At 36.5% G+C, this 17,775-nt stretch carries 18 protein-coding genes; 1 reads left to right on the forward strand and 17 read right to left on the reverse strand.

Going from position 1 to position 17,775, the window contains the following annotated elements; genetic code table 11:
* Positions 1-3: 3 nt before the first annotated feature.
* The 14 genes from DQM95_RS06880 to DQM95_RS06945 form a co-directional block, all read right to left on the reverse strand.
* Positions 4-795: a YlmH family RNA-binding protein gene (locus DQM95_RS06880; protein WP_012658760.1), complete on the reverse strand. Its 792-nt coding sequence runs from the start codon at positions 793-795 to the stop codon at positions 4-6.
* On the reverse strand, positions 792-1,049 hold the full coding sequence (locus DQM95_RS06885) for a YggT family protein (protein ID WP_012658761.1): 258 nt from the start codon (positions 1,047-1,049) through the stop codon (positions 792-794). The genes DQM95_RS06880 and DQM95_RS06885 overlap by 4 nt, the downstream gene beginning before the upstream one ends.
* A 3-nt stretch (positions 1,050-1,052) precedes the next feature.
* Positions 1,053-1,688, reverse strand: coding sequence for a cell division protein SepF (sepF, locus tag DQM95_RS06890; RefSeq protein WP_012658762.1), 636 nt, complete (start codon positions 1,686-1,688; stop codon positions 1,053-1,055).
* A 12-nt stretch (positions 1,689-1,700) separates the two neighbouring features.
* Positions 1,701-2,375 carry a YggS family pyridoxal phosphate-dependent enzyme gene (locus tag DQM95_RS06895; RefSeq protein WP_172455883.1) on the reverse strand — a complete coding sequence of 225 codons (675 nt, stop codon included), beginning with the start codon at positions 2,373-2,375 and terminating at the stop codon, positions 1,701-1,703.
* A 12-nt stretch (positions 2,376-2,387) separates the two neighbouring features.
* On the reverse strand, positions 2,388-3,713 hold the full coding sequence (gene ftsZ, locus DQM95_RS06900; RefSeq protein WP_037591776.1) for a cell division protein FtsZ: 1,326 nt from the start codon (positions 3,711-3,713) through the stop codon (positions 2,388-2,390).
* A gap of 39 nt (positions 3,714-3,752) precedes the next feature.
* The gene (gene ftsA / locus DQM95_RS06905) at positions 3,753-5,117 is read right to left on the reverse strand and encodes a cell division protein FtsA (RefSeq protein WP_012658765.1); all 1,365 of its coding nucleotides are present in this window, start codon (positions 5,115-5,117) and stop codon (positions 3,753-3,755) included.
* A gap of 185 nt (positions 5,118-5,302) precedes the next feature.
* Complete coding sequence (locus DQM95_RS06910) at positions 5,303-6,481, reverse strand: cell division protein FtsQ/DivIB (RefSeq protein ID WP_111685983.1); 1,179 nt, start codon at positions 6,479-6,481, stop codon at positions 5,303-5,305.
* Positions 6,482-7,558 carry a UDP-N-acetylglucosamine--N-acetylmuramyl-(pentapeptide) pyrophosphoryl-undecaprenol N-acetylglucosamine transferase gene (locus tag DQM95_RS06915; protein ID WP_037591774.1) on the reverse strand — a complete coding sequence of 359 codons (1,077 nt, stop codon included), beginning with the start codon at positions 7,556-7,558 and terminating at the stop codon, positions 6,482-6,484. It abuts the gene before it with no gap.
* Positions 7,555-8,916, reverse strand: a complete 1,362-nt coding sequence (murD, locus tag DQM95_RS06920) for a UDP-N-acetylmuramoyl-L-alanine--D-glutamate ligase (protein ID WP_037591773.1) — start codon at positions 8,914-8,916, stop codon at positions 7,555-7,557. The genes DQM95_RS06915 and murD overlap by 4 nt, the downstream gene beginning before the upstream one ends.
* Before the next feature lie 137 nt (positions 8,917-9,053).
* Positions 9,054-9,293 carry a DUF3165 family protein gene (locus DQM95_RS06925; RefSeq protein WP_012658769.1) on the reverse strand — a complete coding sequence of 80 codons (240 nt, stop codon included), beginning with the start codon at positions 9,291-9,293 and terminating at the stop codon, positions 9,054-9,056.
* Between the two features lie 105 nt (positions 9,294-9,398).
* Positions 9,399-11,240: a translational GTPase TypA gene (typA, locus tag DQM95_RS06930; RefSeq protein ID WP_037591771.1), complete on the reverse strand. Its 1,842-nt coding sequence runs from the start codon at positions 11,238-11,240 to the stop codon at positions 9,399-9,401.
* Positions 11,241-11,410: 170 nt separating this feature from the next.
* Positions 11,411-11,791: a rhodanese-like domain-containing protein gene (locus DQM95_RS06935; protein ID WP_037591769.1), complete on the reverse strand. Its 381-nt coding sequence runs from the start codon at positions 11,789-11,791 to the stop codon at positions 11,411-11,413.
* A gap of 8 nt (positions 11,792-11,799) precedes the next feature.
* Positions 11,800-12,771, reverse strand: a complete 972-nt coding sequence (locus tag DQM95_RS06940; protein WP_037591767.1) for an ROK family glucokinase — start codon at positions 12,769-12,771, stop codon at positions 11,800-11,802.
* Entirely contained in the window at positions 12,761-12,979 is a 219-nt protein-coding gene (locus DQM95_RS06945) for a YqgQ family protein (protein ID WP_037591765.1), read from the reverse strand. The genes DQM95_RS06940 and DQM95_RS06945 overlap by 11 nt, the downstream gene beginning before the upstream one ends.
* A gap of 101 nt (positions 12,980-13,080) precedes the next feature.
* On the opposite strand from DQM95_RS06945, the gene DQM95_RS10225 reads away from it, so the two are divergent.
* Complete coding sequence (locus tag DQM95_RS10225; protein WP_037591764.1) at positions 13,081-13,731, forward strand: prepilin peptidase; 651 nt, start codon at positions 13,081-13,083, stop codon at positions 13,729-13,731.
* 24 nt (positions 13,732-13,755) lie between these two features.
* Here DQM95_RS10225 and DQM95_RS06955 read toward each other — a convergent pair whose 3' ends face one another.
* The 3 genes from DQM95_RS06955 to DQM95_RS06965 form a co-directional block, all read right to left on the reverse strand.
* The gene (locus DQM95_RS06955; protein WP_037591763.1) at positions 13,756-15,501 is read right to left on the reverse strand and encodes an ABC transporter ATP-binding protein; all 1,746 of its coding nucleotides are present in this window, start codon (positions 15,499-15,501) and stop codon (positions 13,756-13,758) included.
* Positions 15,488-17,236 (reverse strand): ABC transporter ATP-binding protein, encoded by a 1,749-nt coding sequence (locus DQM95_RS06960; protein ID WP_111685984.1) that lies wholly within the window; start codon positions 17,234-17,236, stop codon positions 15,488-15,490. The genes DQM95_RS06955 and DQM95_RS06960 overlap by 14 nt, the downstream gene beginning before the upstream one ends.
* A gap of 80 nt (positions 17,237-17,316) precedes the next feature.
* Positions 17,317-17,772 carry a VanZ family protein gene (locus tag DQM95_RS06965; RefSeq protein ID WP_111686034.1) on the reverse strand — a complete coding sequence of 152 codons (456 nt, stop codon included), beginning with the start codon at positions 17,770-17,772 and terminating at the stop codon, positions 17,317-17,319.
* Between the last annotated feature and the right edge of the window lie 3 nt (positions 17,773-17,775).

A 17,775-nucleotide genomic window follows, 5' to 3' on the forward strand; every position in this document is an offset into this window, starting at 1 on the left:
TCCTTATTTGTGCAATGTTTTGCTTAGTGTTATTTTGTACTTTCCATTTTTGGTAAAGCCATTATCTTGTAACAATTTGAATCTTCCAAATCCACGAACACTAACCAAGTCGCCAATAGCTATACTATCTGAACTCTTAGTTATGATTCGATAATTCACTTTGACCTTTTCAGATTCAACTAATTTAATAGCTTGACTACGTGAAAGTTTCAAAACACTTGCTATCAGACGATCAATCCTTAAACTTGAAAGAGTTATATCGATAAGAGACTCTTCTTTTTGGACAAGAAGTAAGCTATTAAGATCGATTTCTTTTAAATTGACGCTGACTCTTGCAATTTTTTGAATATTTCCCAAAAAATAATGTAAGAATTGTCGATTCACCATCAGTTGGGCAAAACCATCATGAACCAAAATATCACCAATCATTGACCTTTTTATGCCTAATTCATTAATTAAGGTTCCTAATATTTGCGCATGCGTCAAAGTATTAAATTTTGAATGATATGAAATTTCTACTAATGAAATGTCATAATCAAGTGGATCTAGCTGATAATAATCTGGTGCAAGAATGACACGTCCATACTCAGTATGGTAATGATCACTTGACGAAAAACAAGTGATATTCATACTTGCTGATAAGATTTTAACAATTTCGATCTGTCTGGGATTCAAAAAATCTGTAACATGTAGGAGATAATTATCCTCTACACGTCGAAGTTGATCCATCATTTTTTCAATGAACGGGGCTTCTTCAGGATGAAAGTGTTGGTAAATATTTTTTTGACTTATCATCTTAATAACAACCTAATTAAAAATTCACTTAAAAAATTAAGAGCAATCATGACTACAAATACAGTAAAGTCAATTCCTGCAAATTGTAATGGTAATTTTTTAAAAGGATTTAAAATGGGTTCAACTAATTGACAAATCAGTCTTCCAAGCCAGGTATTGTATGCCCCTGGAAACCAGGATAACAAAGCATAGCCAAGAAGTAAATAGGAATATACTTTGATAAGATTTAACAATAAAACTAAGATTAATAACATTGTTTACCGTCTCTTCATATCAAAATCATAGCCAAAATCTTGATTATGATTTGGGATATTCATATCTTCAATATTAACAGATACATTTGATGGGGTCAACAGATACATTGAAGAACCCACTTTTTGTAAAGTCCCATAAAGTACCTTACTTGCACCATCAATAAAGTCAAGACATCTTCTAGCTTGAGCATCAAGCATGAATTGAAAGTCAATCAGAACACATTCATTTCCAATTAATAAATCAACAATTTCTTGAGCATCTTCATATTTTTTAGGATATTTCAAAGCAATTGTTGTTTTACCTTCTTGAACGGTTGTTTGTGCCTGATAAGTCTCCCGACGAGCAGTTGAAGCAGTTACCGATTCCCTACCACTAGATCGTCTGTCAATTGATTCCTGTCTATTTGGATAAGTTGGCAGTGAATCACTCTCGGTCTGCTGACTTCTTGCAACTGTTGGTCTGTTCATAGCTGGATTTTGACTTTGTCGTGACGTTTGTTGAGACGGAATTGGTCTTTGTTTAGGTTCCTGCACTACTGGTTCTTCCATTTTAGCAGCAGTAACTTCTTCTTCGACTTCATTAACCTCATCTGTATCAAAATAGGATACCATCTTATTAATTGCGTCTTTAAATGCCATCTTTTTCTCCATTTATTTAAAGAAAGAAGTACCAATTCTTACAAAAGTTGCACCTTCTTGAATGGCAATGGGGAAATCATTGCTCATCCCCATACTCAACTCTGTAAAGGGCATATTCTTTCTATTCTCTGCTTGCAATCGTTGTCGTAATTGATTTGTTTCTTTAAAAATCTCAGCAATGGTACTTTGATCTGCTTCAAAAGGGGCCATTGTCATTAAACCAATCAATCTTATCTGATCATAGTCAGCTAATTGATCTAATACATGAGAAACTTCCTCAGGTGCAAAGCCATGTTTACTTTCTTCACCAGAAACATTTACCTGTAAGAAACAATTGATTGGATGTTCAGCTCTTTTTTGAATTTCTTTTGCTAAAGAAACTGAATCTAAAGCATGAAAATAATCAACATAGTTAATAACATCTTTAACTTTCCGTCTTTGAAGACTTCCAATAAGATGCCATGTTAGCTGACAATCTTTTAACGCCTTATATTTATCTAGAAATTTATCAACTCTGTTTTCAGCTATGTGCCTTACTCCAGTATCGACAAGTTGTCTAGCAATATCCGAATCAACATATTTTGTAACAGCTATGATTGATACACTATCCTCGGAACGCCCCGCAGATAGTGTTGCTTCATTCACAGCTTTAAATACTGCTTCTTTGTTTTCTTTTAGACTCATCATTTCTAATGCGAATTAACGATTTTTAAAGAATGGTGGTGTTTCTAATTCATCATCATCTTCTTCATTTACAGATGCTGAAAATGTTGACATATTTAATTGTTTATCCAACTCACTCTCGGTTGGACGAGAAATATTGTCACGTCTCAAATCCCAGTTTCCAAAGGCAGAACCTTGATTTTGGTTTGCTTTTGAATTTCTGACTTGATTTCTTGGCATTTCACGAGTTTCTGCCATATCGAAATCAAAATTTGTCTGACGTTCAAAATTTGGTTGTGAAGATTGTTGAGCATGCTCATTTGCATATTGAGCACCAGCTTGTTGTGCATTTCCTTGAGAGAAGGTACGAGGTTGAGAACGGAAACCTGAAACGTGATCAGCTGTTTCTTGACGAACACCTGTAGCAACAACTGTTACGCGAATTTCATCATTCATTGTATCATCAATTGAAGTACCTAACCAGATGTTTACACCATTTCCAGCAGCTTGTGCAACAATTTCTGACGCTTCTTCAGCTTCTGTTAAAGTCATATCTAATCCACCAGTTACATTGACAATAACATCTTCAGCACCAGCAATTGTTGTTTCCAAAAGTGGTGAGTAAGTTGCTTTACGTGCCGCTTCAACAATTCTTTCTTCACCGGTACCAATACCAATACCCATCAATGCATTCCCTTTATTTGCCATAACTGTTTTGACATCGGCAAAGTCTAGATTGATAAGACCTGGGCTAGTGATCAAATCGGTAATACCTTGTACACCTTGACGAAGAACATTATCAGCTTCACTAAGGGCTTCTAATAATGGTGTTTTCTTATCTACGATTTCAAGTAAGTTGTTGTTCGAAATAATTAATAACGTATCAACTTGTTCACGTAATTCCTGGATACCTTCAATAGCATAGTTGCCACGTTTGTTACCTTCAAATCCAAAAGGACGGGTTACCACAGCTACGGTTAAGGCACCTAAGCTTTTTGCAATGCGTGCAATAACTGGGGCCGCACCAGTACCTGATCCACCACCCATTCCTGCTGTAATGAATACCATATCTGCACCAGTCATAGCTTCAGTCAAAGCTTCTTCGCTTTCTTCAGCTGCTTTACGACCAACCTCAGGTTGACCTCCCGCACCAAGACCACGTGTTAATTTAGGGCCTAACTGAATAACAGTTTCTGCTTTTGATGAGCTAAGGGCTTGAATATCTGTATTTGCAGCGATAAATTCAACGCCTGCAACCCCTTCGTCAATCATACGGTTGATGGCGTTGCCACCACCGCCACCTACACCAATAACTTTAATGATTGCACCTTGTACTGATGCTGTATCAAATGAAAATGCCATTTTATATCCTCACTTTATTACTATACTTTTATTCAACTGTTAATCAAACATGCTTCCAAATATACCACGAACGCGTTCTGTGATTCCTGGTTTCGGTGTAGCAGGTTCTTGTGTCCCATACTCAAGTGGTTTTTGATTAGCAGTACTATAATTTGGAACTTGTGTTTGGTTAGATTCGTTGTAGTTTGGAATGTATGATTCTTGTCCTGAAAAATCAACTGGTTTGCGTCTTAAGAGTTCTTCTCCAGACACCGCACTTTGTGCTAAAACATCAACTTCAGACATTTTTCCAACATATTCAACCAAGCTAATCACATTGGCAAACATTGGATTTCTGATACCAACTTGGTTTGGAACATGCAATTTAACAGTTGTGCCAAAAATTTCTTGAGCTATTTCAACAACCCCAGGAATGATTGCTCCACCACCAATTAAAACAATTCCACCAGGTAAGTCAAGTAATCGTCCACGATCTAAATCTTGTTTAACACGATCTAAAATGTGACGGATACGAGCAGAAATAATTTCTGACAAGTAGCGCTCGGTCACCTCAACTGGCTCTTCACTGCCGACAACGTCCACTTTAACGGTCTCAGTCAAACTTGCTTCATTCACATTGGCTTGGCCAAAGTTGAATTTCAATGCTTCAGCGATTGACATTGATGTTTTAAGAACCTTAGAAATATCTTTAGTGATGTAGTCGCCACCTTCAGTATAGATATTAGTGTATTGTAACTCTTGTGCTCTCATTGAGGCCACAGTCGTTTGACCCCCACCCATATCAATGACAGTCGCACCAAATTCGCGTTCGCCTTCGTTAAGAACTGAACGAGCCATTGCAAGTGGTGTAATGATAATATTTTCTACTTTTATTCCTGCACGCTCAACTGTTTTGCGTAAATTATGCAAAATAGTGGTTGGGCCTGTGTAAATCAAGCCACGCATCTCAAGGCGAATTCCCATCATTCCACGTGGATCACGAATACCTTGGAAACCATCTACAATGAATTCTTCAGGTACCAATGAAATAACTTCACGTTCTGGTGTGATGCTTTTTGTAAGTGCTGACTTCACAACGCTATCAACATCTTCGTCTTTTATCTCTTTTGATTCGCTTGGCACCGGAATCATGCCCTGAGTAGGTTCAATTTGAAGAAGATTAGCTGGTAGACCGACATTGATTTTCTCAATGGTCATTCCTGCTTTTTCTTCTGCTTGTTCTACTGCTGTTTTAATAGCAACCGCAGCTGCTTCAATATCAATAATTATACCGTCTTTTACGCCTGTACTAGGGACATTACTAACGCCAATAACGTTCATTTCGCCTGAAATAAATTCTGCTACTAAAACTTTAATCGAGCTAGTTCCTATATCCAAACCAGTAAAAAAGCCATTTCTAGCCATTCACTTGACCTCACTATCTTTCCAAACTTTTACTATTCTAAATACTGTCAAAAACAGAATTATTCAGTGCATATTATATCACAAAAAAACGTAAAATGATAACATTTTACGCATTTTGTTATATAAACTTAATCTTTTTTGTCAATTTAATGAATTGCTCTAGAAGTCAATTCTACCAACTTTTTTTAATCGATTGAAGCGCTAGATTGTTCTGTTTGATCGGTACTTGTTTCAGAGGTAGGTTGCGTTGATACATCCGTCGGATTTTGTTCCTGTGTGTTTGTACTTGGATCGGTAGCTATAGATGGATTAGTTGTTTCCGTTTCCGCTTGCGCTTCTGAAGAATTGGCTTGATTTTCTTCTGCTTTTGATTTGCTAACTTCTGCTTGTTTTGCTTCTATGTCACTGGTTGTTGAATAAATACCCACTTCCATATCAACGATACTTGTACCTTCTAAATGTTTTTTTATTTTGAGGTAGTAAGGTAATTTTTTTTCAATTTGCGACTGAGGTACTCGAACAGTATTGCCATCATGCATTTCAATAATCAACAAATCAGCCGTTGACTTGGAATTTGCTAGAGAAATAGATTTTATATCTTCAACTAATTTTTTTGGTAGTGTTGTAAGGGATTTGATTAAGTCTTGGATTGCTTTTTCATTTTCCAAATTGATAATTAAATAATCTTTTGGAAGCTGACTTTGATTGACTACAGTGACTCGAACACCATTTTCTAAAATAGGTTGAAATCCTTCTTGAACCTGTGCATAGGCAATAATTGTGTATTCTTTGACATTGAAAGTAAAATGATTTGGAAAGGCATAGTCTAAAGAAACATCTTTAACCCAAGGGTTAGATGTCATAATTGCTTTTTCATATTTTTGAGCAGAAAAGAGGACTTTCAAAAAATAATCACTTGATTTAATGCGACTTTGTTCACTCAATTCCGCTAAGGTGGTATGTTTATTTCCCACCACTGCAAAATCTTTCATTTTGCTATATGGAGATAAGAAAAAGAGAGAACCTAACAAAAAGAATAAACTGATGCTGAGAACAGGCAAAGCCTTCACAAAGGCTTTTTGTCTTTGACTCATTTCTTTTTTTACCTTTAGAGGCTTTTCTTTTTTCTTAGTTGCTTGTTCTTTTTTATCATCTGATGACGTTTTAGAACTGTCTTCAGGTGTTTCCTCTGTCAGGTTATTTTGGAGAAGTTGCGCTTTCTTCTCACTTGCTAATTTTTCTTTTAGTTTCTTTTCTTCTTCTTCCTGAATTTTCTTTTTTTTAAGGAATTCAAGATTTCGTTTTTGCCACTCTGTTAAGACTATTGGCTCTTTTTCAGTTGGTGAGTTTTTCTTTTTGGACATTTATTTTCCTTTTGCCTTCAAGCTTATATCATTTTTTAACAAATCATAAAACACATCGGGTGATTTGATTTCTTGTGATTCTGACATAGCCTTTCTAAACTGATCTTGATGTTCCAGTAAATAATGAACCTCACTTATTAAGGTCTCAGGGTTGAGTAGTTCTTCCGATAGCTGACGCGCATAACCTTGCTTTTCGAAATAGTTAGCATTTTCCAGTTGATCTCCACGACTGGCTTCTTTTCCTAATGGAACAATTAAATGTAGTTTTTGCATCGCTAAAAGTTCAAAAAGGGTATTCGATCCTCCACGCGTAATAACAAGATCTGCTAATTGCATCAAAGGTTGATATAAATCCGTCACATAGTCAACACGGTAGAGATTTTGTGACAGTTCATTTAATTGTGAATCACCTGTTATGTTAATCACATTAAAGGCTTTTGTTAAGTCAGGATTATTTGTGATCAATTGATTAAAAACTTTTGCCCCTGCTGACCCACCAATAAAGAGAAGCGTCTTAAATTGAGGGTTGAATTTATTCTGAATATCTGATAATTCAGGCAAATAGTTTCCACTCTCTTTTGACACTTTGGTAACGGCTCCAATGTGTTTGATTATAGGATTTGTTACTTGAGATTCAAATGTTGTATACATGGTTGAAGCAAATTTTAAGGCGATTTTATTGGCCAAGCCCATTGATAAATCAGACTCATGGACAAAAACGGGCACTCCCATCAGTCTTGAGGCAATAACCGGTGGAACTGATACAAATCCACCTTTTGAAAACAAGGCTTGTGGTTTGACCTTATTTATAATGACAAGAGATTGTAGTAGCCCTGTAGCAACTTTGAAGACATCAATCAAGTTTTGCCATGAAAAATACCGTCTTAACTTGCCAGTCTTGATAGCATGGAAGGTCACAGGATATCCTGACTTCTGAATTTCTTGGTATTCTATGCCTTTTTTATCACCAATATAATGAACTTCCCAACCATCTTTAAGGAATTTTGGGATTAATATCAGATTTAAAGTCACATGACCAACTGTCCCTCCACCTGTAAAAAGTATCCGTTTGGTCATTCCGTGTCTCCTTTTAATTGTTGGAAGGATTCGATAAATTCATCACCACGAACTTCAAAATTTGGATACATATCCCAACTTGCGTTTGCAGGACTTAATAAGATAATATCTCCTGGTTGCGCTTGTTCAAAGGCAATTCTGGTAGCGTCAGCCACATCTTTTGCCTCTAGATAACCCACGCCCGCACTTTCAGCTGCCACTTTCATTTTTTCGGCAGATTCCCCCAAGAGAATCATTTTTTTCAAGCCTTTTATATCGGGAATTAAAGTGTCAAATGCGTTACCTCTGTCTAGTCCTCCAGCAATTAATATCACCTTATTATTATCAAAACCTGATAAGGCTTTTTGACAGGCTAAAATATTGGTTGATTTGCTATCGTTATAAAAAGCGACATCCTTGATGGTTCCAAGTTTTTGTAAACGATGTTTTACACCACCAAAACTTGATAAGGTTTCAGCAATTGCCTGATTCGAAATACCAGAAAGTTTGGCAACAGCGATAGTTGCTAGAGCATTTTCAACATTATGTAAGCCAGGCACACCTAAAGATTGGGCATCCATAATATACTCCCCTTTATAGAAGAGTTTGCCATCTTCCTGATAAGCTCCTTCAACTTTTTCTTTACTTGAAAAGTAGACCAAGCTTGCTTGTGTCTTTTGTGCCAGTTCTTTTGTTTGCTCTTGCTCTGCATTCAAAATGAGCACGTCATCAGCTGTCATATTGTTTTGAATGTTCCATTTAGCTTGGATATAAGCATCAAAACTACCATGGTAATCAAGATGTGTTGGCATCAGATTAGTTATCAGTGCGATGTGAGGGTGAAAGTCTTTGATTCCCATCAATTGAAATGAAGACAGTTCCATAGTGAGGATATCATCTTGACTTGCAGTCATTGCCACTTCAGAAGCAGGAAAGCCGATATTACCTGAAAGTAAGGCTGATTTTCCTCCATGATTTAAAACATCTGCAATCATGGTTGTTGTAGTTGTTTTTCCATTTGAGCCAGTGATAGCAATAATCGGGGCCTCAGAAATAAGATAAGCTAGCTCCACTTCAGTTAATACCGGAATACCTTTAGAAAGAGCTTTTTCTACCATTGGATTTTGATAAGGAATGCCAGGATTCTTAACCATTACTGCAAAGTCTTCATCCAACAACTCCAATGGATGACTACCACAAACCACTTTAATGCCTTCTTCTAAAAGAGATTGAGCTGCTGGATTTTCTTCAAAAGCTTTGCCATCATTGACAGTGACAATAGCACCTAAACGAGACAACAATCTTGCAGCAGCTTCACCAGATTTTGCCAAACCTAGAATTAATACTTTTTTGTTATTAAACGTTTTACATTCTTTCATATAACCACTCTACCTATTCTAATTCCTATCTATTTTACCCTTATTTTCTTGCTTTTTCAAGGTTTAGCAAATGGTAGCAATTGTAAGATGACATCAAAAGAACGACTGAACTCATAAGAGTTCCGTCGTTCTTCTCCTTATTTTTTTGGCAGATTGAGAATATCTTTAATTGAAAAATATGCCAAGGCAATCATGGCAAGAACAATAAAGATTTCCGGTGGTGTTTGCAAAATTTTAAGGACACTCATTCCTGCTAGAACGATAAGTAAAGCCACTAAAGCAACCAAACCTATCATGGTTAATGTATTACGAACACTTTTCGGTGCCATAAAGATGTAATAGGATAGAATTAATATGGCTATAATTAAATAGAACAATCTGGCCTCTCATTCTAAATCAAATCTCAAGATAAGACACAAAAAGACTTTTAAAAAGATAACTTTTTAAAAATCTTATGTTTCTTAATCATTTCTGAATACTAATTACTCAGCTGATTTTTTCTTTTTATTAGCTTTATCACGCGCTGCTTTGTTTAAAATTTGCTTACGCAAACGAATAGATTCAGGTGTTACTTCCATGTATTCATCATCATTTAAAAATTCTAAAGATTCTTCAAGAGTTAAAATACGTGGTGTTTTAATAACAGATGTTTGGTCTTTATTAGCAGAACGCACATTGGTCATTTGTTTCGCAGTTGTCACGTTAACACCAAGGTCATTGTCACGAGAGTGTTCACCAATAATCATTCCTTCGTAAACTTCTGTTCCAGGGTTTACGAAAATGGTTCCACGTTCTTCGACACGCATGATAGAATATGTTGTTGCTTTACCTTGATCAATTGAAACCAAGGCTCCGCGGTGACGACCACCAATCTCACCTGGGACAACAGGTAAATACTGGTCGAATGTATGGTTCATGATTCCGTAACCACGAGTCATTGATAGAAACTCAGTTGAGTAACCAATCAATCCACGAGCTGGAATTAAGAAAATCAAACGTGTTTGGCCATTACCAACCATCTGCATGTCTAACATATCACCTTTACGTTCTGAAAGGGATTGAATGATGGCACCTTGGTATTCTTCTGGAGTGTCAATTTGAACACGTTCAAATGGCTCCATTTTAACACCATCAATTTCTTTGATGATAACTTCTGGACGCGACACTTGTAATTCATAACCTTCACGACGCATGGTTTCAATTAAAATAGCTAAATGAAGCTCTCCACGACCAGAAACCGTCCATTTATCAGGTGAATCTGTTGGCTCAATGCGAAGTGACACGTCTGTTTGTAATTCCGCTAAAAGGCGTTCTTCAATTTTACGAGAAGTTACCCATTTACCTTCACGTCCCGCAAAAGGTGAATTGTTAACCAAGAAAGTCATTTGGAGAGTTGGTTCATCAATACGTAAAATTGGTAATGGCTCAATGGCATCTGTAGGTGTGATTGTTTCGCCGACAAAGATATCTTCCATACCAGATACTGCAATCAAATCACCTGCTTTTGCTTCCTGAATTTCGCGACGTTCCAAACCAAAGAAACCGAATAGTTTTGTCACTCGGAAATTTTTTGTTGTACCATCTAATTTAGATAAGGTAACATTGTCTCCAACTTTAATGGTACCGCGGAAAACACGACCAATACCGATACGACCGACAAAGTCATTATAATCAAGTAATGACACTTGGAATTGTAATGGTTCATCAGAGTTATCTTTCGGTGCTGGAATATGATCAATAATGGTATCAAAGATTGGAGCCATAGTATGCTCTTGGTCAGCTGGATCATCAGATAACGATGATGTTCCATTAATAGCAGATGCATAAACAACTGGGAATTCCAATTGCTCATCATCAGCTCCTAACTCAATAAACAACTCTAAAACTTCATCAACAACTTCAGCTGGACGAGCAGATGGTTTATCAATTTTATTAACAACGACAATAGGAACTAAATCTTGTTCTAATGCTTTTTTCAAAACAAAACGTGTTTGTGGCATTGTTCCTTCGTATGCATCAACAACGAGGACAACCCCATCAACCATTTTCATGATACGTTCTACTTCACCACCGAAGTCCGCGTGACCTGGTGTGTCCATGATGTTGATACGAACATCATTGTATGCAACAGCGGTATTTTTGGCAAGAATTGTGATACCACGTTCTTTCTCAATATCGTTGGAATCCATCGCACGCTCTTGGAGCTCTTTTCGTTCATCAAGGGTGTGAGATTGTTTTAACAACTCATCTACTAATGTTGTTTTTCCGTGGTCAACGTGGGCGATGATGGCAACGTTACGGATATCGTTTCTTAATTCTGTCATGTTTTCCTCTTGTAGCATAATATATTTTTAACTAAACAAGTATATCACAATTTTTTTCAAAAAACAGAGATTGACAAATTGTAAATGTTTTCAGGTCTACAAATGTTTTTTACATGAAAATATTCTAAAAAAAGAAAAGAAACCAGTTCATACTGATTTCTCTTTCCTTATTATTTTGTTTTACCGTCCCAATAATCAATGCCATCTCTCAATAAGTACAAGTTAGTAAATCCTGCTTTTTTTAACTTTTTGAGAGCACTTGGTGCAATTCGACTTGTTGCATTTTCATATACCAAGATTGGTTTGTCCTTGCGTAAGGATTTAATAGAGGCATCGAAAGTTTGTAAAGGGAAGTTTCTAGCACCCAAAATATGTTTATTTCTAAAGGCAGCTGGATCTCTCAAATCAATAATTTGACTCTTATGCATCATTTCCTTAAAGGTATCATTATCAATTTGCTGTGCCATACGTTTAAAGGCAAAATAGTTCCATGCAAAATAAGCTAATGTTGCAAATAATAGTCCCCAAATAATTAGTGTAACTGTTGACATTTTTTCTCCTATTCTTTAATGAACTGACGTGCAAGACTAGCTGCACCAATAATACCAGCGTCATTGCCAAGTTCTGCAATTTTTATTTTGGTTGAAGCTTTTACTTGTGGGAAAGTATAAGTCATAAAATAACGTTCAATTCTGGACCTTAAAAATTCACCTGCTGCAGAGACGCCACCACCAATGACAAGAGAATCTGGATTTAGGATGTTTGAAATATTTGCTGATGCTAGTCCAAGATAAAAAGCCACTTTTTCAACAACAGAATCTGCAAAAGTATCCCCCGCTTCAGCAGCCACAAAAATGTCTTTACTTGTTACCTCTTCACCGTTATCAATTGCGGCTTTAATTGCCGAACTACCTTCATAACTTTCAGCTAAGAGTCGAGCCACTTTCACTACTCCAGTAGCAGAAGCAACTGTTTCTAAACAACCGTAAGAACCACAAGTACAAGCAAAACCATTCATTGGTTCCACAATCATGTGACCAATTTCGCCACCTGCTCCGGCTACACCATGAATGAGATTCCCATCCGCAATGATACCACCGCCGACACCAGTACCTAGCGTCATAAAGACAACATCTGGGTTATTATCACCGGCACCTACCCATCGTTCTCCAAGCGCAGCTACGTTGGCATCATTATCAATGGCAAATGGAATACCAAGTTCGCTTTCAATCACAGAACCAACTTCTTGAGTGTCTTTCCAGTTCAAATTAAAAGCACCTGTGACTGTATTTTTGGTCCGGTCAACAGCACCTGGGGAACCCATGCCGATACCGATAAAATCGTCTTTAGATAACCCATACATCTCTAAACGATGTTTAATTGAGGCAACAATGTCAGGAACAATATGCATTCCGTTTTCCAAAATATTCGTTTGGATGGCCCATTTTTCCTGCACTTCACCTTCAAGTGTCAATATTCCAAATTTAATGGTTGTTCCACCAAGATCAATTCCTAATAATTTATGACTCATTCTTTCGTCCTTCTTTTTCTAATTCTAAGCGATGTTCACGTCGCAAAATTAATTCCGCATTTAAGTAATCATTTTTTTCAATTAAGCCGTTATCAAATAAGCGTTGAAGTTCAATTTTCATCATTTCAATGTCATAGAGACGCTTACCAATATAAATGTAAATGCCAAAATGTTTCAGTAATTGTTGCACATCAAATAGTGTTTTCATATACTTAAAGTTTAGCAAATTCTAATCTCAATTTCAAGATGATAAGGCAATCGCTTTCCTAATTTTTATGAAAATAGTGTTATTTTTTCGAAAGTAAAAGTATGATACCTATTTTATTTTTTTGTTTAGGAGCAAGTCTTGGTTCTTTTATGGGGGTTATTTGGAATAGGTTCCCTGAAAACTCAATTATTTGGCCGCCAAGTCATTGTGACAACTGTAAGCATTCACTAAAAGCACAGCAGTTGATACCTATTTTTTCTGTCTTAATGACAGGCTTTAAATGTGCTTTTTGTAAGCAGCGGGTCTCTCCAGTTTATAGCTTGATTGAGTTAGTCATGGGTCTCATCTTTTGGTGTGCCCAGCAACATCTTTTTTTATCATGGATAGATGTCTATATGATTTCCATTTCCATCCTTTTATCACTCTACGATATGAAGACACAATCTTACCCTTTTATAATCTGGATTTTTTCTTTTATGATACTTCTTCCTTTCTATGAATGGAACTTGCTCGTCTTCTTCTTTCTTTTGATAGCCTTACTATGCACCATTTGGCCAGCAGTTATCGGAAATGGAGATCTCCTCTATTTAGCTAGCATAGCCTTAGTCTACAATCTGAAAATGACACTCTGGATTATCCAAATTGCTAGCATTTTAGGCTTAGCCTTTTGTCTTGTCCAGAAAAAAAGAAAAATTCCTTTTTTACCCTTTTTAAGTCTTGCTTTACTAGTCTTGCTATGTTTGAAGCACTAAAAAACAACTAGAAATTCTAGTTGTTTATGCATTGTCCATCATGCCAGCTTGCAATTGATACATTTTGTAATAAGTCCCTTGTTTTTCAAGCAGTTCCTCATGACGGCCACTTTCTATGATTTTACCTTTATCTAGAACATAGATGCAGTTGGCATCCTGAATGGTTGATAATCGGTGAGCAATAGCAATGGTTGTTCGACCTTGTCGCATTTTAGCTAGTGACCTTTGAACTATCTCTTCTGTTGCTGAATCAATATTAGCTGTTGCCTCATCTAAAATTAATATTTTAGGTTTACTTGCTACTGTTCGTGCAAAAGCTAATAGTTGTCGTTGTCCAGTAGAAAAACTTGACCCACGTTCTGTCACTTTGGCATCATACTGATTTGGTAATTTTTGGATAAATTGATCTGCATCCACAAATTCAGCCGCTGCTTTTACCTCTTGATCGCTAATATCTTGATACATTCTAATATTTGAAGCAATTGTTCCATGATATAGGAATGGATCCTGTAAAACTAAACCAATGGATTGTCGCAATGCTTCTTGACTATAGCGACGAATGTCTATGCCATCTATTAAGACCTGGCCTTCCTGAAATTCATAAAATCTCATAAAAACATTAATGATAGATGATTTCCCCGAACCGGTAGAACCAACAAAAGCGATTGTTTCACCTTTATTAACCTTAAAGGAAATCTGATCCAGTATCTTTTGTTTACCATCGTAAGAAAAAGAGACATTTTTAAACTCAATATCACCTTGTTCTACTTCCATTACCTGTCCGTCTTGTGCGGGCTCATAAATTTCTTCATCAATCAACTTAAAGACGCGGCCAGCAGAAACCATCGAGGTTTGTAAGGTTGAAAAATTTTGTGTCACCTCAATCAGTGGATCAAAAAGACGATTGATGTACTGAATAAAGGCGTACATAATACCTGCCGTCAATCCACCTTGCATCCCTTTAAAGCCAAAATAGGTCATTAAAACGGCATAAGCCAATAATTTTAATAATGACATTGCTGGTCTTAAAAAGAGACTGTCCAAGGCTACAGATTTATTAGCATAGGTCAAATGTTCTTCATTGATTAACTCAAACTCATCTTTTAATCTCTCTTCCTGACCAAAGGCTTGAATTATCCGAATACCTTCAATACTTTCAGCCAATTTAGCATTAATATCACTCAAAAGGCTACGCGTTTTAGCAATAACCTGAACTGATTTTTTGCGATAGGCATTGACTAAAATAAAAATAAAAGGCAGAAAAATCAGGATAATAGCTGTCAGTTTGACATCCAAAGTTAACATGGTATAAAGAGTTACGGTAAAAATAAAGATAGCTGAAATAAAATTAGATAATAAACCAGAAAACATCTCACTGATGGCCTCTGTATCATTTGTAATACGAGAAACAATTGAGCCAGCAGGCGTTTTATCAAAATAAGACATTCCTAAACGTTCCATGTTAGCAAATGCATCTCTTCTAATGTCTCTTACAATGCTATAAGAAACTTTAGCAAAGCATAGATTTCCAAAATACTGAATAAAACTTTGCAATAGATAGAGACCATAATAGGCAATCAGTATCAAAAAAGCAGTCTGATTCATATGATCCAAATAATGATCAATGAAGTAAGAGGCTACTAAAGGGATGTAGCTTTTAACAACTGTTGTCAAAAGTAATAGGCTTAGAGCTGCCGCTGTCAGCCATTTATATGGTTTTAAATAAGACATCAAACGTTTGAACACTTGCCACTGACTAGCCTTGTACATCTCCTTCCACCTCCATTTCCATTTGCTGTGATACATAAGTTTTGGCATACCAACCATTGTTTTGAATTAAGTCTTCATGGCGACCACGTTCAATAATGCGACCATTTTGCATGACTAAAATGATATCAGCGTGTACAACGGCGCTGAGACGGTGTGCCGTAATAATAGTTGTTTTATCTTTGCGGGTATCTTTAAGATTTTCAATAATAGCAAATTCCGTTTTCGCATCAACGGCTGACAAGGAATCATCCAAAATAAGAATTTCCGGATTTAAAACCATTGCGCGACTCATGGCAAGTCGTTGTTTTTGTCCTCCAGATAAGGAAACACCTTTTTCACCGATCAAGGTGTTAAAACCATCTGGCATTGCCAGGATATCCTCATAAACGTGAGAGAGTTTGGTAGCCTTTTGAACAGCTTCCACTGACAAATCCGGATTCCCAAATCGAACATTTTCGAGAATGCTAGTCGCAAATAAAAATTGATCCTGAGGCACATAGCCAATTAATTGTCTTAGGTCTTTTAAACGATAATTCTCAATCGGATGACCATTTAATGAAATAGAACCTTCTGTAACATTATATTCTCTTAACAAGAGTTTAATAAGGGTCGTTTTCCCAGATCCTGTTTGACCAACTAAACCGAGAGTTTGTCCCTTTTCAAGAGCAAAATGAATGTCTCTGAGTGTTTCTTCGTCACTGTACTGAAAAGCCTTAATATCATATTTAAGTTGTCCATTTTGAATGGTTTTAATAGGATTTTCTGGATCTTTGATGTCAGATTCTTGATTTAAGAGCTCTTCAATACGTTCATAGGAAACAGAACCACGTTGAATCATATTGAATAGGAAGCCTACAGCCATTAAGGGCCAAACTAACATGTCTAGATAAGTAATGAAGGTGACAAGATTACCAATGGTAATGGTTTGGGCTTTGATCATGTAAGCTCCTACAAATAAGGTCAATACATAAGAAGCCCCAATAAACAAAAGCACTAGAGGATCAAACATGACATCATAAGTCATGGTTTTAATATTTTTCTGGAATGTTTTTTGATTGATTGATTGAAAAGAGTCCAATTCTTGAACTTGGTAACCAAAGGATTTTGTAACTTTAATACCTGATACACTTTCTTGCACCTTATTATTTAAGTCAGAAAAGGCTGCCTGAGATTCTCCAAATGCTTTGTGAGTTTTTCGTCCCAAACGACTAGTAGCATAAGCCATTAAGGGCAAAGGCAAGACTGCAATGACAGTCATCTGCCATGAAATGCTAAAAAACATGGTGACTAAGGTGACAATTGCTGTAATGGAAGCATCCACTGCTGACATAACCCCTCCCCCGGCCAATCTGGTTAAAGAGTTGATGTCATTAGTGGCGTGAGCCATTAAATCACCTGTTCGATATTTTTGATAGAAAGAGGGAGACATCCTGGTAAAATGATCGAACAATTTAAAACGCATGATTCTTCCTAAACGGTAAGAGGTCCCAAAAATACAAACTCTCCAAATATACCTTAAGACATACATGGCAATTGAAGCTAATAAGAGCCAAAACAACTGTATTAACAAGTCATCTTTGGTTAAATGTCCACTTGTGATACCATCAATCACTGATCCCATGATTTTGGGAGGAATCAAATTCAAAAGGGCTACTAAACTAAGAGAAAGAATACCGATAAGATAGGGCACTTTTTCTTGTTTGAAGAACCACCACAAATTTTTTATAATTGACATGAATTACCTTTCTTTAAAATTTCTATTTTTCTCATTTTATGATGCGCTAAAAAAGTCTCTCCTTTATCAGGAGAGCACTCTTATGTCAAGATTTTAGAAGAACGAGTGAGACGAAAAAGTCCGTAGGCAATGCTTGCCCCCAGAGCATTGGTCCATAAATCATCAATTTCAAAAACCCTATTGGCATTAATAGCTACATCTAAGAGTAACTGTGTTATTTCGATACTAAAGCTAATGGTGAGACCTAAAAGAAAACTCTTAGCATAGCTGTGCCATTTGCTTGTCAAAAAATGACAAAGATAAACTAATGGAAGGAGAAGAAAGACATTCATTAGATTTTGGCAGAATATCCAAACACCTTCAAATAGTGTATTGACCTTGCCCAACCCTAAAATAGAATTGAAGGGAACCAGAAGAAATCGAAGTCTTCCAACATAAATAATATTGGGGGTTTTGATATCTTCAAAGAGTTGTGGCTGAGGCATAAAGCACATGATGCAAATAGCTAGGATGTAAAGAATTGCTAGAGCTTTCATGAC

It is taken from the genome of Streptococcus uberis, from assembly GCF_900475595.1.
In the GTDB taxonomy this organism is placed as follows: domain Bacteria; phylum Bacillota; class Bacilli; order Lactobacillales; family Streptococcaceae; genus Streptococcus; species Streptococcus uberis.

What these genes read in the sequence shown, in the direction of transcription:
- DQM95_RS06880 (WP_012658760.1), bottom strand. Translation starts at nt 795, where the DNA reads ATGATAAGTCAAAAAAATATTTACCAACACTTTCATCCTGAAGAAGCC.
- DQM95_RS06885 (WP_012658761.1), bottom strand. Translation starts at nt 1,049, where the DNA reads ATGTTATTAATCTTAGTTTTATTGTTAAATCTTATCAAAGTATATTCC.
- sepF (WP_012658762.1), bottom strand. Translation starts at nt 1,688, where the DNA reads ATGGCATTTAAAGACGCAATTAATAAGATGGTATCCTATTTTGATACA.
- DQM95_RS06895 (WP_172455883.1), bottom strand. Translation starts at nt 2,375, where the DNA reads ATGATGAGTCTAAAAGAAAACAAAGAAGCAGTATTTAAAGCTGTGAAT.
- ftsZ (WP_037591776.1), bottom strand. Translation starts at nt 3,713, where the DNA reads ATGGCATTTTCATTTGATACAGCATCAGTACAAGGTGCAATCATTAAA.
- ftsA (WP_012658765.1), bottom strand. Translation starts at nt 5,117, where the DNA reads ATGGCTAGAAATGGCTTTTTTACTGGTTTGGATATAGGAACTAGCTCG.
- DQM95_RS06910 (WP_111685983.1), bottom strand. Translation starts at nt 6,481, where the DNA reads ATGTCCAAAAAGAAAAACTCACCAACTGAAAAAGAGCCAATAGTCTTA.
- DQM95_RS06915 (WP_037591774.1), bottom strand. Translation starts at nt 7,558, where the DNA reads ATGACCAAACGGATACTTTTTACAGGTGGAGGGACAGTTGGTCATGTG.
- murD (WP_037591773.1), bottom strand. Translation starts at nt 8,916, where the DNA reads ATGAAAGAATGTAAAACGTTTAATAACAAAAAAGTATTAATTCTAGGT.
- typA (WP_037591771.1), bottom strand. Translation starts at nt 11,240, where the DNA reads ATGACAGAATTAAGAAACGATATCCGTAACGTTGCCATCATCGCCCAC.
- DQM95_RS06935 (WP_037591769.1), bottom strand. Translation starts at nt 11,791, where the DNA reads ATGTCAACAGTTACACTAATTATTTGGGGACTATTATTTGCAACATTA.
- DQM95_RS06940 (WP_037591767.1), bottom strand. Translation starts at nt 12,771, where the DNA reads ATGAGTCATAAATTATTAGGAATTGATCTTGGTGGAACAACCATTAAA.
- DQM95_RS06945 (WP_037591765.1), bottom strand. Translation starts at nt 12,979, where the DNA reads ATGAAAACACTATTTGATGTGCAACAATTACTGAAACATTTTGGCATT.
- DQM95_RS10225 (WP_037591764.1), top strand. Translation starts at nt 13,081, where the DNA reads ATGATACCTATTTTATTTTTTTGTTTAGGAGCAAGTCTTGGTTCTTTT.
- DQM95_RS06955 (WP_037591763.1), bottom strand. Translation starts at nt 15,501, where the DNA reads ATGTACAAGGCTAGTCAGTGGCAAGTGTTCAAACGTTTGATGTCTTAT.
- DQM95_RS06960 (WP_111685984.1), bottom strand. Translation starts at nt 17,236, where the DNA reads ATGTCAATTATAAAAAATTTGTGGTGGTTCTTCAAACAAGAAAAAGTG.
- DQM95_RS06965 (WP_111686034.1), bottom strand. Translation starts at nt 17,772, where the DNA reads ATGAAAGCTCTAGCAATTCTTTACATCCTAGCTATTTGCATCATGTGC.